14 protein-coding genes are annotated in these 17,112 nt (G+C 62.4%); 12 read left to right on the top strand and 2 right to left on the bottom strand.

The window, feature by feature from the left end; all coding sequences use genetic code 11:
- Nucleotides 1–8 precede the first annotated feature (8 nt).
- The 5 genes from GYH35_RS01435 (at nt 9) to GYH35_RS01415 (ending at nt 4,379) form a co-directional block, all read left to right on the top strand.
- Nucleotides 9–899, top strand: a complete 891-nt coding sequence (locus tag GYH35_RS01435; RefSeq protein WP_161827480.1) for an amidohydrolase family protein — start codon at nt 9–11, stop codon at nt 897–899.
- Between the two features lies 1 nt (nt 900).
- A complete protein-coding gene (ligA, locus tag GYH35_RS01430; RefSeq protein WP_161813934.1) occupies nt 901–1,293 on the top strand; it encodes a protocatechuate 4,5-dioxygenase subunit alpha in 393 nt (130 codons plus the stop codon).
- Nucleotides 1,293–2,138 carry a class III extradiol dioxygenase subunit beta gene (locus GYH35_RS01425; protein ID WP_161813935.1) on the top strand — a complete coding sequence of 282 codons (846 nt, stop codon included), beginning with the start codon at nt 1,293–1,295 and terminating at the stop codon, nt 2,136–2,138. Before ligA ends, GYH35_RS01425 begins: the two co-directional genes overlap by 1 nt.
- The gene (locus GYH35_RS01420; protein WP_161827479.1) at nt 2,135–3,094 is read left to right on the top strand and encodes a Gfo/Idh/MocA family oxidoreductase; all 960 of its coding nucleotides are present in this window, start codon (nt 2,135–2,137) and stop codon (nt 3,092–3,094) included. The genes GYH35_RS01425 and GYH35_RS01420 overlap by 4 nt, the downstream gene beginning before the upstream one ends.
- 286 nt (nt 3,095–3,380) lie before the next feature.
- Nucleotides 3,381–4,379 carry an aldo/keto reductase gene (locus tag GYH35_RS01415; RefSeq protein ID WP_161827478.1) on the top strand — a complete coding sequence of 333 codons (999 nt, stop codon included), beginning with the start codon at nt 3,381–3,383 and terminating at the stop codon, nt 4,377–4,379.
- Nucleotides 4,380–4,409: 30 nt separating this feature from the next.
- Here the strand turns inward: GYH35_RS01415 and GYH35_RS01410 are convergent, their stop codons facing one another.
- Nucleotides 4,410–5,303 carry a helix-turn-helix domain-containing protein gene (locus tag GYH35_RS01410; protein WP_161813938.1) on the bottom strand — a complete coding sequence of 298 codons (894 nt, stop codon included), beginning with the start codon at nt 5,301–5,303 and terminating at the stop codon, nt 4,410–4,412.
- 145 nt (nt 5,304–5,448) lie between these two features.
- On the opposite strand from GYH35_RS01410, the gene pobA reads away from it, so the two are divergent.
- On the top strand, nt 5,449–6,618 hold the full coding sequence (pobA, locus tag GYH35_RS01405) for a 4-hydroxybenzoate 3-monooxygenase (protein WP_161813939.1): 1,170 nt from the start codon (nt 5,449–5,451) through the stop codon (nt 6,616–6,618).
- Here the strand turns inward: pobA and GYH35_RS01400 are convergent.
- Nucleotides 6,560–7,525, bottom strand: a complete 966-nt coding sequence (locus tag GYH35_RS01400) for a LysR family transcriptional regulator (protein ID WP_161813940.1) — start codon at nt 7,523–7,525, stop codon at nt 6,560–6,562. The genes pobA and GYH35_RS01400 overlap by 59 nt on opposite strands.
- Nucleotides 7,526–7,631: 106 nt before the next feature.
- On the opposite strand from GYH35_RS01400, the gene GYH35_RS01395 reads away from it, so the two are divergent.
- The 6 genes from GYH35_RS01395 to GYH35_RS01370 all read left to right on the top strand — a co-directional run bounded on the left by GYH35_RS01395 (nt 7,632) and on the right by GYH35_RS01370 (nt 17,089).
- Nucleotides 7,632–9,758 (top strand): 3-hydroxyacyl-CoA dehydrogenase NAD-binding domain-containing protein, encoded by a 2,127-nt coding sequence (locus GYH35_RS01395; RefSeq protein ID WP_202624016.1) that lies wholly within the window; start codon nt 7,632–7,634, stop codon nt 9,756–9,758.
- Nucleotides 9,755–10,618 carry an amidohydrolase family protein gene (locus tag GYH35_RS01390; protein WP_161827477.1) on the top strand — a complete coding sequence of 288 codons (864 nt, stop codon included), beginning with the start codon at nt 9,755–9,757 and terminating at the stop codon, nt 10,616–10,618. Before GYH35_RS01395 ends, GYH35_RS01390 begins: the two co-directional genes overlap by 4 nt.
- A 20-nt stretch (nt 10,619–10,638) precedes the next feature.
- A complete protein-coding gene (locus GYH35_RS01385) occupies nt 10,639–12,483 on the top strand; it encodes a feruloyl-CoA synthase (protein ID WP_161827476.1) in 1,845 nt (614 codons plus the stop codon).
- A 57-nt stretch (nt 12,484–12,540) separates the two neighbouring features.
- Nucleotides 12,541–13,827: an MFS transporter gene (locus GYH35_RS01380; RefSeq protein ID WP_161827475.1), complete on the top strand. Its 1,287-nt coding sequence runs from the start codon at nt 12,541–12,543 to the stop codon at nt 13,825–13,827.
- Nucleotides 13,820–14,746 carry a LysR substrate-binding domain-containing protein gene (locus GYH35_RS01375; protein ID WP_161813944.1) on the top strand — a complete coding sequence of 309 codons (927 nt, stop codon included), beginning with the start codon at nt 13,820–13,822 and terminating at the stop codon, nt 14,744–14,746. The genes GYH35_RS01380 and GYH35_RS01375 overlap by 8 nt, the downstream gene beginning before the upstream one ends.
- Before the next feature lie 144 nt (nt 14,747–14,890).
- Nucleotides 14,891–17,089, top strand: coding sequence for a TonB-dependent receptor (locus tag GYH35_RS01370; protein ID WP_161827474.1), 2,199 nt, complete (start codon nt 14,891–14,893; stop codon nt 17,087–17,089).
- Nucleotides 17,090–17,112 lie beyond the last annotated feature (23 nt).

Here is a 17,112-nt window from a genome sequence, read left to right as displayed (position 1 = left end):
AGACAACCATGGCAGCGTTTCAGATGGACCGCGATTGGCTGGTGTTTCACCCGTCCCCGAGCAAGCCGACCTTCCGGCCGCCAGCGGGGGCAGTGGACGCTCATTGTCATGTGTTCGGTCCGGGCGATGTGTTTCCGTACGCACCCGAGCGCAAGTACACGCCGTGCGACGCGCCGAAGGAAAAGTTGTGGGAGCTGCGCGATTATCTCGGCTTCGAACGCAACGTTATCGTGCAGGCGACTTGCCACGGCGCGGACAATCGGGCGCTGGTCGACGCGTTGAAGGCGTCCAATGGACGCGCGAAAGGCGTTGCCACCGTGAAGCACGACGTAACGGATGCTGAACTCCACGCGCTCGATGCAGCCGGCGTTCGTGGCGTGCGCTTCAATTTCGTCAAGCGGCTGGTCGATACGACGCCGCGCGAAGTGCTGCTTTCGATCGCTGAGCGCATCAAGCCCCTCGGCTGGCATATCGTCATCTACTTCGAGGCGCAGGAACTGCACGAGCTGTACGACTTCTTCACGTCCTTGCCGACCACGGTGGTGGTCGATCACATGGGGCGGCCCGATGTGACGAAGTCTGTCGACGGCCCGGAGTTCGAGCTGTTCGTTCGGCTGATGCGTGAGAACACCAATTTCTGGTCCAAGGTCAGCTGCCCGGAGCGGCTGTCGAAGACCGGGCCGGATACTTATGACGACGTGGCGCCTTTCGCCCGGCGCATCGTCGAGACCTTTCCGGATCGAGTGTTGTGGGGCACCGACTGGCCGCATCCGAACATGAGGTCGCACATGCCGGACGACGGCAAGCTGGTGGATTTCATTCCACGCATTGCGCCCACCGCCGAATTGCAGCGTAAGCTGCTGGTCGACAACCCGATGACGCTGTACTGGGGTCGCTGATATGGCTCTGGATAAACCGTACAAAGGCATTCCCGGCACGACCATCTTCGATGCCGATCTGGCTCGCAAGGGCTATCACCTCAATCAGTTCTGCATGTCGCTGATGAAGGCGGAGAACCGCGAGCGCTTCAAAGCGAACGAGCGCGCGTATCTGGACGAGTGGCCGATGAGCGAGGAGCAGAAGCAGGCGGTGCTGGCGCGCGATCTGAATCGCTGCATCGAGCTTGGCGGCAATATCTATTTCCTCGCCAAGATCGGCGCCACCGACGGCAAGAGTTTCCAGTTCATGGCGGCCAGCATGACCGGCATGACGCAGGAGGAATACGCGAAGATGATGTTGCAAGGTGGCCGTGCGCCCGGCAGTCCCGTGCGCGATCCTCGGGAGAAGCAATGATGGCCAGGATCACCGCCAGTGTTTACACCTCCCATGTTCCGGCCATCGGCGCGGCGCTGGATCTCGGCAAGAGCGGCGATGATTACTGGAAACCTTTGTTCGCTGGCTATGAGCCGTCCAAGGCGTGGTTCAAGGAGAACACGCCGGATGTGATCTTTCTGGTTTACAACGATCATGCGACGGCGTTCAGCCTGGACATGATTCCGACGTTCGCGATCGGCTGCGCCGCGGAGTACAAGCCGGCGGATGAAGGGTGGGGGCCGAGGCCGGTGCCGACGGTCAAAGGCCATGCGGAACTGGCGTCGCACATCGCGCAGTCGGTGATTCAGGACGATTTCGATCTGACCATCGTCAATCGCATGGATGTGGATCATGGCTTCACGGTGCCGCTGTCGCTGATCTGCGGTCAGGTTGCGGAGTGGCCGTGTCCGGTCATCCCGTTCGCGGTGAATGTCGTGCAGTACCCGGTGCCCTCGGGTCGCCGTTGTTTCAATCTCGGCCGAGCGATTCGCAAGGCGGTGTCGCTTTATGACGAGCCGTTGAAAGTGCAGATCTGGGGCACGGGCGGCATGAGTCATCAGTTGCAGGGCCCGCGGGCCGGGCTGATCAATCGTGAGTGGGACAATCGATTCCTCGATCGGCTGATCGCGGAGCCGGAGAAGCTCGCGGATACGCCGCACCTGGAATACGTGCAGCAGGCGGGCTCCGAGGGCATCGAGCTGGTGATGTGGCTGATTGCGCGAGGCGCGATGAGCGACCTGCCGCCACGAGTGGCTCACCGCTTCTACCACGTGCCGGCCAGCAACACGGCCGTCGGTCATCTGATTCTGGAGAATTCGCAATGAGCACCATCAAAGTCGCGCTCGCCGGCGCCGGCGCGTTCGGCGTCAAACATCTCGAGGGCATCCAGAAGATTCAGGGCGTGCAGGTCACTTCGCTGGTCGGGCGCGAGCTGGATAAGACGCAAGAGGTCGCGAAGAAGTTTTCGATCGGGCACGTGACGACGGAGTTGTCGGAGAGCCTGGCGAGGCCGGATGTCGATGCGGTCATTCTGTGCACGCCGACGCAGATGCATGCGTCGCAGGCGCTGGCTTGCATGAAGGCCGGCAAGCACGTGCAGGTCGAAATCCCGCTCGCCGATAGCTGGGGCGACGCTCAAGCGGTCGCCAATCTGCAGAAGCAGACCGGCCTGGTGTGTATGGTCGGTCACACGAGGCGGTTCAATCCGTCGCATCAGTGGTTGAATAAAAGGCTGCGAGCCGGAGAGCTGAAAATTCAGCAGATGGATGTGCAGACGTACTTCTTCCGTCGCACCAACACGAACGCGCTGGGTCAGCCGAGATCGTGGACGGATCACCTGCTGTGGCACCACGCGGCGCATACGGTGGATCTGTTCCGCTATCAAACGGGCGAAGAGGTCGTCATTGCGCATGCCGTTCAAGGGCCGAAGCATCCGCAGTTGGGTATCGCGATGGATATGTCGATCCAGTTGAAGACGAAGGGCGGGGCGATTTGTACGCTGTCCCTGTCGTTCAACAACGATGGTCCGCTGGGGACGTTCTTCCGGTACATCTGCGACAACGGAACTTACATCGCGCGGTACGACGATCTGGTCAACGGCAAGGAAGAGAAGATCGATGTGTCGAAGGTCGACGTGTCGATGAATGGCATCGAGCTGCAGGACCGCGAGTTCTTTGCCGCTATTCGCGAGAAGCGAGAGCCGAATTCGAGCGTGCATCAGGTGTTGCCGTGTTATCGGACGCTGCAGGAGTTGGAGCAGCAGTTGAAGGCGCAGGGCTAAGGGCTTCCGGAGAAGAGGCGTCAGTTCTCGCGCCGCCCGAGGTGCCGTCTCTCCTTCCGGCACCGGGCGCCGGCCGGAGCGCACTGCGCTCCTCGCCGCACGTCCATGGTGAGCCCTGCTGTTTCGGCCCCTTCCCTGTGCCGAAAAGCTGCCGGAAGGAGAGACGTCACCTCGGACGACGCCGATGCGTGGATGTACGATCTGCCGTAAGAGGAAGAGGGCGAGCGACCTCGACGGCGCAGATTGATATTCTCCCTCCCTTGGAAAACCTCTTCTCTTCCAACCCATGAACCACCGCAAACTCGCCAACCAATCCGTCGTCGAGATCGGTCTCGGCGCAATGAATCTCAGCCACGCCTACGGCACTCCGCCAGAGCCGGCGGCGGCCAAAGCGTTGCTGCACGCCGCGCTCGATCTGGGCATCAATCACATCGACACCGCGGCGCTCTACGGCTTCGGGCGAAATGAAGAGCTGGTCGGTGAGACTTTGCAGCCGTTCCGTCAGCGCTTCTTTCTCGCCAGCAAATGCGGCATGACCGGCGTCAATGGAAAGCGAGTCATCGACGGTCGGCCCGAAACGTTGAAGCAAACCTGCAAGGAAGCCCTGCGTCGCCTGCGCACGGACGTCATCGATCTGTACTACTTGCATCGTTGGGACAAGAAGGTGCCGGTGGAAGACAGTGTCGGCGGACTGGCTGACCTGGTTCGCGAAGGTCACATTCGCGCCATTGGTCTGTCCGAAGTCTCCGCCCAAACACTTCGCAAAGCGCATGCCGTGCATCCAATCGCCGCCGTGCAGAGTGAATATTCGCTGTGGACTCGCAACCCTGAAATCGGGCTCCTTACCGTCTGTCGCGAGCTAGGCACCGCGCTCGTAGCGTTCTCGCCGCTGGCGCGAGGGTTTCTCGCGAACGGCGTTCCGGATCCTCGCGACTTCGTTGAAAAGGACATCCGTCGCGGGATGCCGCGGTTCCATCCGCCGCATTTCGGACGCAATCGCAAGCTGCTCGATCAATTCAATCGAATCGCATGGGAAGCAGGCTGCACGCCCGCACAGCTGGCGCTGGCGTGGTTGTTGGCGAAGGCGCCGTTTGTATTGCCGATCGTTGGGACGACGTCGATTGCGCACCTGGAAGAGGACATAGCCGCATCGAAAGTGCGCCTATCGGCCGACACGCTTGCGGCGCTCGAGAAGCTGATCAATGCCGACACCGTGAGCGGGTCGCGATATCCGCCGGAGACGCTCGCCGAGATCGATACGGAGGAGACGCCGAACGCGGGCTAAGCAGCCACATCCACCGAGCAATTCGCCGGTCTAGTTCTCTCGCGCGTACGCCCGTTGTTGCTTCGTCCGATAGGCCATCGGCGACACGCCGGTTCGCTGCGTAAAGAAGCGGGAGAAGTACGCCGGATCGGGAAAACCGCACGCCTCAGCAATCAACCCAACGCTCATCCCCGTATAGAGCAGCGACCGCTTCGCCTCTAACAACCGGCGAGCATTGAGCAAGGCGAGCGGCGAGCTCGCCGTACTTCGCACGCACGCTTGGCGCAGGCGTTCCGAGCTGACGCACAGGCGCTTCGCATAATCGGCAACCTTCAACGTCGTGCGGAAGTGTTCTTCGATCAGTCCCCGGTACTTCGAAGCAAGCAGAGAATCCGCCCCCGTCTTGCTCTGCCTGTTCGGCAGGAGCTGCAGCTTGCGACGCAGTGCCGCCACCAGAATTCCGATCAACAACGCTTCGGCTGCCGTCCGGCGGCCGGGCAAGTTGCTCCGAAACTCCATCATCAGCGATTCGAAGTTCGTCACCATGCCTGCCGTGACATCCGCCGGCAGCGGCATGGCATTCGCTTCGGTGAGCACCGGACGCAGCTCGGCATTCTCGTGAGCGATGCGCTCGATCAGTGCGCCCGAGGCGGTGAGGATCCAGCCATCCGTGCCGGGCTTGAAATCGAAGCCGTGCACGCACGCCAGCGGCACCGAGATCAGCGCGTTGTGATTGAACGGATTGAGCTCGCCCTCGGCATAGAAAACGCCGCCGCCGCGAGTGACGAGCAGGAAATGATGCAGATCCTGGTGGGCGTGCGGACGAATTTTCCAATCGTGCAGGCGGCTGCGCTCGGCGATGGATTCGACGTGCAGAAAGCGCTCGTCGACGTCGTGAGTCGCCTCGCCGTACAGGAAATATTGGGGAATTCCACGCCGCGCCACACTGCGCTCCCGGACCGTGCCTGCGGTCATCCTACCGCGAGGCGCCGCGGGCGGGTTGGGAAAAATCCAAGAAGTTGTGTTTTTTCTCCATCGTCACCCGACCGCCCGGCGCGGCATCTTGTGCGTGACTCGAGGGGGACGGACGTTGCGGGCACAAGTTGCGATCATTGGCGCGGGACCGGCGGGGCTGTTGCTGGGTCAGCTGTTGTACAAGGCGGGCATCGACGCGGTCATTCTCGAACAGCGCACGCCGGAATATGTATTGGGCCGCATCCGGGCCGGCGTGCTCGAGCAGGGCACGGTCGATATTCTCGATCTGGCGGGCGTCGGCGGGCGCCTGCATTCCCAGGCGATGACTCACGACGGCGTGGAGATCGGCGCGAGCGGTCAACGGCGTCGCATTCCCTTCAAGGAACTCGTCGGTAAAGTCGTTACGGTGTATGGCCAGACCGAAGTCACGCGAGATCTGATGGACGCTCGCGCCGCCTGTGGCGCGCCGTCGATCTACGAAGCCGAATCGGTCGAGCTGCACGACATCACTACCGCACGGCCCTGGGTGACATTCGTTCACAAGGGCGTCAAACAGCGGCTGGATTGCGACTTCATCGCGGGCTGCGACGGTTATCACGGCGTCAGCCGACGCTCCATTCCCGCCGAGGCGCTGTCCGTTTTCGAGCGCACCTATCCCTTCGGCTGGCTCGGCGTGCTGGCCGATGTGCCACCGGCATGGGATGAGTTGATCTATGCGGACTCCGAGCGTGGCTTCGCGCTGGCGAGCATGCGCTCGGAGACTCGAGTGCGTTGTTACGTACAGTGTTCGCTCGACGACAAGGTCGAGAACTGGAGCGACGAGCAGTTTTGGGCGGAGTTCAAGCGGCGCGTGGGCGACGATGTCGCCGCACGCATGACTACCGGCCCGTCCATCGAAAAGAGCATCGCGCCGCTGCGCAGCTTCGTCGCCGAACCCATGCGATACGGCCAGCTGTTCCTGGCCGGCGATGCCGCTCACATCGTGCCGCCGACCGGTGCTAAGGGTCTCAACCTCGCGGCCAGCGACGTGTTCTATCTGTACGAGGCGCTGACTGGCTACTACAAGAACGATTCACGCGCGGCGCTGGATCAGTACTCAGACCGGGCCCTGCGCCGGGTGTGGCAAGCGGTGCGCTTCTCCTGGTGGATGACGTCGCTGCTGCATCGATTCCCCAATGAAGATCCGTTCTTCGGGCGCATTCGCGGCAGCGAGCTGGAGTATTTGTTCAAGTCGGACGCCGCGCAGCGGACGCTGGCCGAGAACTACGTCGGCCTGCCGTTGTAGTCTTGTCCATGAACAGCTCCGCCACCACCGAGCGGAGCCAACGGTTCGCGCCATCGTGCTGGAATCGCGAGTGCCAGTGCTGCCGGATGATGCGCGGCTTCGCCTTGAACGGCGGCTTCACCAATTTGATGTCCGCCAGTTTCGCCAGTCCCTCGCCGATCGCGTAGGGCACCGTGAAAATCAGATTGGACTGGCTGAGGATGGTCGGCACGGCAAGGAAATGCTCGATGCGCACCGACACCTTTCTGGTCAGCCCTTGCGCCTGCAATTCCGCTTCCAATGAATCGTTCATATGCCCGGCCGGATGCACGACCGCGTGCAGGCCGTCGAGGAACTGACGACGCGTCATCTCGTCCTTGATGGTCGGATGATCGGCTCGCACGATGCAGACGAACGAGTGCGAGAACAGCCGCTGCTGAAACAACGCCGCGCCGGCCAGGTCCGGGAAATGTCCAAGCGCAATATCCACCTCGCCCGAGCGCAATGCCGGCTCCAGGAGCGGCGCCGGCAGATTGACCGTGCGCAGCTGCAGCCCCGGGGCGATCTTGTTCAAGCGGCCGAGGATGCGCGGCAGGAACACCAGCTCGCCGATGTCCTGCATGTTGAACGTCACCGAGCGCCGTTCGGTCGCGGGATCGAAGGTCGGCTGTTGCAGCAGGTCGGAGCGGATCCGATCGAGGATCGCTTCCAGCGGCGCGGTCAGACTCTCGGCAAAGGGCGTGGGGTGGATGCCCCGCGAGGTACGCACGAACAGCGGCTCGCCAAACATTTTTCTCAGCCGATTCAACGCGAAGCTGGTGGCCGGCTGGCTCATTTTCAGGGCCCGGGCGGCGCCGCTCACGCTGCGGTTGCGGAGCAGGGCGTCGAACACCACGAGCAGGTTCAGGTCGACATCGGCGATATCCATGGTGCTTATATCTTATATACCTGTTACCGGTCTTTCCAAATGACCGGGATGCGGGCGAAATCCCCCTCATCGCTGCTATTACGGTAAGGTTTTAGGGGGTGCCATCGTGTCATCGTCCAGCGTCGTGCGCGTCGAGCGCGACGGCGAGCTTGCGTCAGTCATCGTCCACAATCCGCCCGTCAACACCATCACCGCAGAGGTCCGCAGCGGCCTGCGACAGGCTCTCGAGCAGATCCAGGCCAGCAAGGACGTCCGCGGCGTCCTGTTGCTGTGTGAAGGCAGCACGTTCTTCTCCGGCGCCGACATCGGCGAGTTCAGCGGTCCGCCGAAGGAAGAGGAGTACCGCCGCCTGTTCAATGGCTACGAGGCGTTGAGTGTCCCGGTGGTCGCGGCCATGCATGGCACCGTGATGGGCGGTGGGTTGGAGATCGCGCTCGCGTGCCATTACCGAATCGCTGCGGTCGGCACGCGCTTCGGCATGCCCGAAGTGACATTGGGCATCATCCCTGGGGCCGGCGGCACGCAACGCATGCCTCGACTGATTGGCGCCGATCAGGCGCTCGAAATGATCGTGACCGCGCGCCCGGTGGACGCTGCCAAAGGGCTCGAGCTGGGCTTCATCGACCAGATCGTCGACGGCAATCTGCGCTCCGGTGCGATCGCTTATCTGCGCTCGTTGATTGCTGCCGGCAAAGGTCCGCGTCGCACGGGCGAGATGACGATCTCAGCGGCAAGCGCGACGGCGGAGGTGTTCGAGCGTCAGCGTCAGCAGGCGCGCAAACTCTATCCCAATCGCAATGCTGCTCAGGTCGCAGTCGACGTCGTGCAGGCGGCGACGCAGATGGCGTTCCAGCAAGGGTTGGAGTACGAAACCAAACGCGTCAACGAGTGCAAGGACAGTGTCGAATCGAAGGGCGCGGTGCATGTGTTCTTCGCCGAGCGCGAGACGCGTCGCATCCCCGGTTTGCCCGAGAGCCTCAAGGCGCGCCCGATCAAGAGCGCCGGTGTGATCGGCGCGGGCACGATGGGCGGCGGTATCGCGATCTGTTTCGCGAACGCGGGTATTCCAGTCATCCTGATCGATGCGAACGAGCAGGGCCTGACCAAAGGCGTCGCCAACGTCGACAAGACCTATCAATCGATGGTGGACCGCGGCCGCTTGAGCGCCGAGGACAAGGCGAAGCGAATGGCGCTGATCGGCACTTCGCTGTCTTACGACGCGCTCGAGAACGTGGATGTGATCATCGAGGCCGTGTTCGAGAACATGGACCTGAAGCGCAAGATCTTCACCGAGCTGGACCGTGTGGCCAGGCCCGGCGCGGTGCTCGCGACCAATACGTCGACCTTGGATATCGAGCAGATTGCCGCGGTCACCCAGCGTCCTCAGGATGTCATCGGCATGCACTTCTTCTCGCCGGCGAACGTCATGCCGCTGCTCGAAGTCGTGCGCACGACCAAGACATCGGACGAGACGATTCGCACCGTGATGGACCTCGCCAAGCCGCTGCGTAAGACGCCGGTGCTGGCGAAGGTCTGCTACGGCTTCATCGGCAATCGCATGATGGAAGGCTATGCTCGCGAAGCCGAGCGCATGGTGCTCGAAGGCGCAACGCCCCGGCAGGTTGATTCGGCGCTGGAAGAGTGGGGCATGGCCATGGGCATTCTCGCTGTGTTCGACATGGCGGGCATCGATGTCGGCGTGAACGTTCACAAGGCGAACGCCTCGCAGTTCCCGCCCGATCCGGCCTATTACCAGGCGGACTTCGCGTTGCATGACGCCGGCCGTCTCGGTCAGAAGAACGGCAAAGGCTATTACCGCTACGAGCCGGGCAATCGTTCGCGCTTCGACGACCCCGAAGCGATCAACATCATCGCCGAGCGCGCCCGGCAGCTGAAGGTGCCGCAGCGTCAGCACACCAAGGAGGAGATTGTCGAGCGTTGCCTGTATCCGCTGCTGAACGAGGGGCTGCGCATTCTGGGTGAAGGCGTGGCACTGCGTGCGTCGGACGTCGATGTCGTTTGGGCGGCGGGCTACGGATTTCCGCGCTATCGTGGCGGCCCGATGTTCTATGCCGAAACCATCGGCCTCGATGTGCTGCTCGCGGGCATGCGCAAATATCAGGACATTTTCGGTCCCATGCATTGGCAACCGGCGCCGCTGCTGGTGGAATTGGTGGAGCGAGGGCTTACCATCGGGCAGTGGGAAGCTCAGCAGCGGGGGACGGCGCGATGAATATCAACGACCTGATCGCCATCGACGTGCACACGCACGCCGAAGTCTCGTGCCGGCAGGAGCCGGACGAAGCCTGGAAGCCGTTCGAGGAAGCCTCGGCCAAATACTTCAAGGCCGGCAAGCGACCCAACATCCACGAGACCATCGCGTACTACCGCGAGCGCAAGATCGGCCTGGTGATGTTCACCGTCGATTCGGAGTTCCAGATCGGCGCGAAGCGCATCCCGAATGAGGAAGTGGCGGATGCGGCGCGCGAGAACAGCGACATCATGATGGCCTTCGCCAGCATCGATCCGCACAAGGGCAAGATGGGCGTGCGCGAGGCGCGTGCGCTGATCGAAGACGGCGTCATCAAGGGCTTCAAGTTCCACCCGACGCTGCAGGGTTTCTTCCCGAACGATCGGCTGGCCTATCAGCTGTACGAGGTCATCGCCGAGTACAAGTTGCCGGCGATCTTCCATAGCGGTCACTCGGGCATGGGCACCGGCATGCCGGGGGGCGGCGGGCTGCGGCTGAAATATTCCAATCCCATCCACCTCGACGACGTGGCGGCGGACTTCCCGGACATGACCGTCATCATCGCCCATCCGTCCTGGCCCTGGCAGGACGAGGCGCTGTCGGTGTGCCTGCACAAGCCCAATGTCTATATCGACCTGTCGGGCTGGTCGCCGAAATACTTCCCGCCGCAATTGATCCAGTATGCGAACTCGCAGCTGAAGACCAAGATGCTGTTCGGCTCGGACTATCCGTTGATCAGCCCGGACCGCTGGATCAAGGATTTCAAGGAAGCGGGCTTCAAGCCCGAGGTGCACGATCTGATCCTGAAGCAGAACGCGATCCGCGCTCTGAAGCTGGCGTAGCGGGACTGTCACAAGTGGCCATGCAAGCCGAACCCTTGCCGAGGCAACTGTCGTGGACCGCGGATCCGTTCCACACGGAGGTGGAGCGTCGCGCGGATGGAACGTTATATCTGCGGCCGACCGAGGCGCTTTCGGCGTTTCCTGAACGGCTCATGGATTCGCTCGAGCACTGGGCGAAGATCGCGCCACAGCGCGTGCTCGTTGCTCGCCGAGTCGCGGGCGGTGAGTGGCAAGCCGTCACGTATCAGCAGATGCTCACGCGCGTGCGACGGATTGCCGCCGGCTTGCTGACGCGGGATCTTTCCGCCGAGCGTCCCCTTGCGATTTTCTCCGGCAACAGCATCGAACATCTGACGCTGGCGTTCGCGGCGATGTGGGCGGGTATTCCCTATTGCCCGGTGTCGCCGTCGTATTCGCAAGTCTCCACGGATTTGCAGAAGCTGCGTTATGTGTTGGACCTGCTCACTCCCGGGCTCATCGCGGCGTTCGACACACCTGTGTTTGCTCGAGCGTTGCAGCTCGTGCCGAGTTCCATCGAGATCGTGGGTGATGCCGACGTTGAAGGTCGGAAAATAACATCGCTCGATGCATTGGAAGTCGAGCCGACCGCCGCACTCGACGTCGCGCACGCTGGCACCAATGCCGACACGATTGCGAAGTTTCTGCTGACCTCGGGCTCCACCGGCCAGCCCAAGGCGGTGATCACCACGAATCGCATGCTGTGCAGTAACGCGCACATGCTCAAGCAGCCCATGCCGTTCCTGGTCGATGAGCCGCCGGTGCTGCTCGACTGGCTGCCCTGGAATCACACGTTCGGCGGCAGTCACAACGTAGGATTGGTGCTCTGTAACGGCGGCTCGCTGTACATCGACGATGGCAAGCCGACCCCGTCGGGAATTCAGGAAACCTTGCGCAATCTGCGCGAGATCGCGCCGACCGTGTATTTCAATGTGCCGAAGGGCTTTGAGATGCTGGCGCATCACCTGAACGCGGATGCGCAGCTTCGTCGCAATTTCTACAGCCGCCTGCGGGCGTACTTCTTTGGTGGCGCGGCGCTGGCTCAGCACACATGGGATGCGCTCGACGAAGCCGCCTTGAAGGAAGTCGGCGTGCGCATTCCGATGCTCGCCGGGCTGGGCGCAACCGAGACCGGACCGTCTGTAACTTTCACGACGCCAGCCGCAGGGCGCGCCGGACTCATCGGTCTGCCTGCCAAAGGCAACATCGTGAAGCTCGCACCGGTGGCGGAGAAGCTGGAACTGCGCGTGCGTGGCCCGAATGTCACGCCGGGATATTGGCGCCAGCCCGAGCTGACGGCCGCGGCCTTCGATGAAGAGCAGTTCTATCGTCTCGGCGACGCCGTTCGTTTGCTCGACGACAACGATCCCACGCGGGGCCTGGCGTTCGACGGCCGTATCGGCGAAGACTTCAAGCTGTCCAACGGCACCTGGGTCAGCGTCGGTCCGCTGCGTGCGGAACTGATCGCCGCGCTGTCGCCGATTGCGCAAGACGTGGTGATCGCCGGGCTGAATGCCGAGTATCTCGCGATCTTGATCATTCCTGACCTGCGCGGCTGCGGGCAGGTGCTAGCCTCGAGCGAAACACCTGCCTATGACGCGGTCATTGCGAATCCAGCGCTGTTGGCTGCGATTCAGCAGCGGCTGATTGCGCACGCCAGGCAGAATCGAGCCAGCACTCGCTGCGTGTGTCGAGCCCTGGTGCTGCCGACACCGCCGTCGCTCGACAAGGGGGAAATCACCGATAAGGGATCTATCAATCAGCGCGCCGTGCTGAACCATCGCGCGTCGTGCGTCGATGCGCTGTACGCAGCCGAGCCACCGCCGCAGGTGGTGCGGATCGAATGATGAGATCGGGCCGTGAGGGGGATCGATGATTGTCGAGACAGCGCGTGAGGTCTGGGGATGAGCCGCACGGCCGAGCAGTCGGCGCGCAGCAAGTTTCAGTGGCGCGTGCTCGCGCCCATCGTAGTGCTGATTGTCCTGAGCTCGCTGGACCGCGTGAACATCAGTTTCGCGGCCCTGCAAATGAACGCGGATCTCGGCATCTACCCGCATGCTTACGGCGTGGCGGTCGGCATGTTCTTCGTTGGCTATCTGCTATTTCAGTTTCCCAGCACCTGGGTGCTCACACGAGTTGGCGCACGGCGCTGGATCACGGGCTGCGTGGGCATCTGGGGCACGGTTGCCGCGGTGATGGCCTTCGTTCGCAGCGTCGAAGAACTGTTCCTGTTGAGATTCCTGTTGGGTTGCGCCGAGGCGGGCTTCGCGCCTGGCATTGTTTACTACTGCAGCGGCTGGATGCCGAAGCGATATCGAGCCAACTCCATCGCAGTGACCATGCTCGCCATCCCGGCGTCCGTGATCATCGGCGGGCCGCTGTGTGGCTGGCTGATGGGCGTGAGCAATCCGCTCGAGATGACGGGCTGGCGCTGGATGCTGCTGATGGAAGGGCTCGTGACCGTCGCGATGGCGGCGGTGGCGTATTTCGTATTCGTCGACAAGCCGAGCGATGCGCGTTGGTTGAGCGATGCGGAGAAAGACTGGATCGCAAACGCATTGGCCGAAGAACAGAACGAGGCGAAGGCGCCGGTGCAATCTTCCATCAAGACGGCGCTCATCGATCCGCGTGCGTGGCTGGCGGCAGGCGTCTGGTGCACGACGCTGATCGGCGCGAACGGCATGATGTTCTGGTTGCCTCAGGTGATCAAAGCGATGTCGTCGCTGAGTCCACTGGCGGTCGGCGTGCTGGCTGCGTTGCCCTGGGTGGGCGTTGCGCTCGGCATGGTGCTCAACTCGTGGCACTCGGATAAGACGCAGGAACGTTATCGTCATCTCGGCATCGCGTTGGCGATGGGCATGATGGCGCTGTTGCTCGCGTCCGCGATCCCGCCGAGCCCGTGGTCCTTGTTGCTGCTGTTCATCGGTGGTGTGGGACTGGGCGGCGCTCAGGGCGTGTTCTGGTCCATTCCCACAGCGTTCTTCCATCGCTCGGCCGCGGCGGCGGGCATCACGCTCATCAACCTCGTCGGCAATATCGGCAGTCTTGCCGGGCCGTACGTGATCGGAATCATTCTCCAGCAAAGCGGCTCGTTCTCGGCGCCGATCTGGTTTGTCGCCGCCGTCATGGGCGCGGGCACGCTGTTGCTCGCGTCGTTGCGATTCAGTGAGAGGAGGGCGATCAGTGGATAGCCGACGCCTGAAGTACTTCGTGCAGATCGTCGATAGCGGCAGCATCACTCGCGCGGCCGCCGTCACTGGCATCGCGCAGCCCGCCTTGAGCCAGCAGCTCGCGGTGCTCGAGAACGAGCTCAAAGTGAAGTTGCTCGACCGCTCGGTGTCCGGTGTGACGCCGACGCCGGCCGGCAAGATTCTGTACGCGCACGCGCAGACCATTCTTCGACAGGTCGAAGACATGCGGCAGGCGGTTCATCGCGAGATGCAGCCGCTGTCCGGCGCGGTGAATCTCGGCATGTCGCCGACCATGGTGACGCGCTTCGCCTTGCCGTTGATCGAGAAGGTGTGCAGCCAGCATCCCGAGATGCATTTGCAGATCCGTGAAGAAGGCAGCGCGGTGTTGAATGAGCTGCTGATCAATGGTCGCATCGAGCTGTCCATCTCGCCGACGCGCCCGGATAACGACGTGATCGTCGGCGAGGAGTTGCTGAGCGATCCGCTGATGTTGATGTATCCAGCGAGCTGGAGCATCGCCAACGATGCGCCGCTGGAGGATCTGGCCGCGCTGCCCTGGATCGTGCCGCGTCGTCCGCATTCGATTCGCGCCGTCGTGGACGGTGTGTTCGCGGCGGCCAGCCTGTCGCCCTATGTCGTCGTCGAGCTCGATTCGCTGCAGAACGTGATCGAGACGGTGCGCCGCGGCCTGGGGGTTGCCGCGATGGTGTCTGACGCAGTGAAAGCCGATCTCGACGCCGGCACCGTGAAATGCAGGCCGCTCGGCACGGTGTCGCCGATGCGTCCGATGTTTCTGGCGCATCGGCGCACCCCGGCTTTGTCGCGACCGGCGCAGTTCGTTTATGACGTGCTGCGGGAAATCGCGGCCGATGTCCGCATGGACGAGCCTCACAAAGTTGAACAACCGGCCGCGCATTAGCCAGACCTGAGACATCGGCGTGGCTTATGCCATCAGTCAAATTCGGTGTTACTCCTGCGGGGATACGCCTTTTTAGAATCGCCCTGCGGGCGCGCGCCCGTTTCGGTATGGGGCGGCCGATCAGATCAATGCCCGGGGGGAATTATGGTAGGCAAAAGCAAGACGGCGCACGCGCTGCTCCGTCGTTCAACAACGCTGACAGTCGTCGTGGCCGCGGTTCTGAGCAACGCAGCGCAGGCACAACAGGCGGCAACGCCCAGCACGTCAGTGCTCGAAGAAGTGCTGGTCACGGCCGAGCGTCGCGAAGTCAGCTTGCAGGACACGCCCGCATCCGCAACCGTGCTGACCGCCGATGCGATCGCCGCTCAAGGCATCGACAACGTCTCCGAGATTCAGCAGGTGGCGCCGAGCGTCGCGATCAACACTTACAACCGCTCGACGTTCATCAACATCCGCGGCGTGGGTATCAGCCAGTCGGCGCCGACGTCCAATCCGGGTGTGGCGTATTACATCGACGGCGTGTTCATTCCGCACGAGCAATTCATCGGGCAATCGTTCTTCGATTTCGAGTCCATCGAAGTGCTGCGGGGCCCGCAGGGAACGTTGACCGGTCAGAACTCCACCGGCGGCGCGATCTACGTGCGCACGCCGACGCCGGATTTCGATGAGTTCTCCGGTTACATCGACCAGACCATCGGTGACTATGACTGGTATCGCACGGTCGCGGCGTTGAACATACCGGTCACGGACACACTGGCCGTGCGCGTCTCCGGTGTTTACGACGATCGCGGCGGCTTCACCGACAACATCGGCCCGAGCTCCGCCGAGCCGGGCAGTGGGACTGACCAGGCGGTGCGCGCGGCCGTGCGCTATCAGCCGGTGGAAGGCGCGACCTTCGATCTGCGCTATGAATATTTCAAACGCGAGACCGACAACAACGCGGTCAAGAATCGCGCGGACCTGGTAACGCGTGATCCGTTCACCATCGAAGAGGATGCGCTGTCGTTCCTGGATCAGGATGGCTATCGCGCCTCGCTGGAAGGTCGCTTCGATCTGCCGGCCGACACGCAGTTGCGCGTACTCACATCGTACTTCGATGCGGAGACGACCGATCAGGCCGACGGCGATCGCACGGCGACCGCTCCTGCGGTTCCGGCAAACTTGCCGACCTCTGGCGCGAATACGACGATCTATCCGGGGCGCATCGGCTTCACGCACCAGGAGCTGGAAACATTCGTCACCGAAGTGAACTTCCTGTCGCGCGGTGAGGGCGCGTTGCAGTGGGTGGTCGGCGGCTTCTACATGGATGAGACGAGCCCCGTGCAGGTGTATCGCGACAATCGCAGCACCGTCACCTACACGCAGTCGAACTCGACGATCGACACCGAGCTCACCAACGAATCGATCTCGGCGTTCGGCCAGGTCGACTATCGTTTCAACGATCGTTGGGCGGTGGACGTGGGCTTGCGTCAGTCCAAGGACAAGCAGGAATACACTCGTTTCGTGATTCCGGGGCCACCGCCTCCGGGCTGCTTTCCGTGCACCACGGATGTGGAGTCCGATGAGACGACGGGCCGCGTAGGCGTGAAGTACTTCGCCAACGACGACGTGATGATGTATGGCACGGTCTCGCGCGGTTACAAGGCCGGTGGCATCAACCTCGACCCGCGCCTGCCGAACTACGATCCCGAAACCAACGAAGTGGCCGAGCTGGGTATCAAATCGACGGTCGCCGACGGGCGCCTGCGCATCAACGGCGCGGTGTTCTATTCGGAGTACGATGGCATTCAGCTGTCGGCACTCGTGCCGCTGGGCACGACATTCATCCCGAACACGTTGAATGCGGCGCCAGCCGAGATCTACGGCGCCGAGCTCGAGCTCACCGGGCAGTTCGGGGGGCTGGGGTTCAACCTGGGCCTGAGCGCCTTGCAGAGCGAGTTCACCGAGGACGCGATGCTCACCGACTCGCAGACCAACACCAATCGCCTGGTGCCCGAGGGCTCGATTGTGCCGTTCGCGCCGGAGATGACTGCGAACGCCGGCATCCAGTACGAATTCCTGATCGGGAACATGACACTGACGCCGCGTGTGCAGGTGTCCTACCTGGATGAGCAACTCGCGACGCCGTTCCGCTATCAGGCGACGACGGTGCCCTCGCGTACCATCACGGATCTGCGCGTGACGCTCGTACCCATGGATAACCTGCGCCTCGAGGCATTTGCGACGAACGTGTTCGACAAGGAGTACATCTCGGCACAACTGCAGGATGCGAGCAGCGCGCGAGGCGGTATGCTCTATGGAGCACCGAGACAGTATGGTGTGCGCGCCAAGTTCGACTTCTGAGTTGCGTCTCATTGTTGAAAAAC

The sequence above is a fragment of the Steroidobacter agaridevorans genome, assembly GCF_009932555.1.
Taxonomy (GTDB): domain Bacteria; phylum Pseudomonadota; class Gammaproteobacteria; order Steroidobacterales; family Steroidobacteraceae; genus Steroidobacter; species Steroidobacter agaridevorans.
Note: the sequence above shows the minus strand (reverse complement) of the source record. Positions and strands in the feature narration are given on the sequence as shown.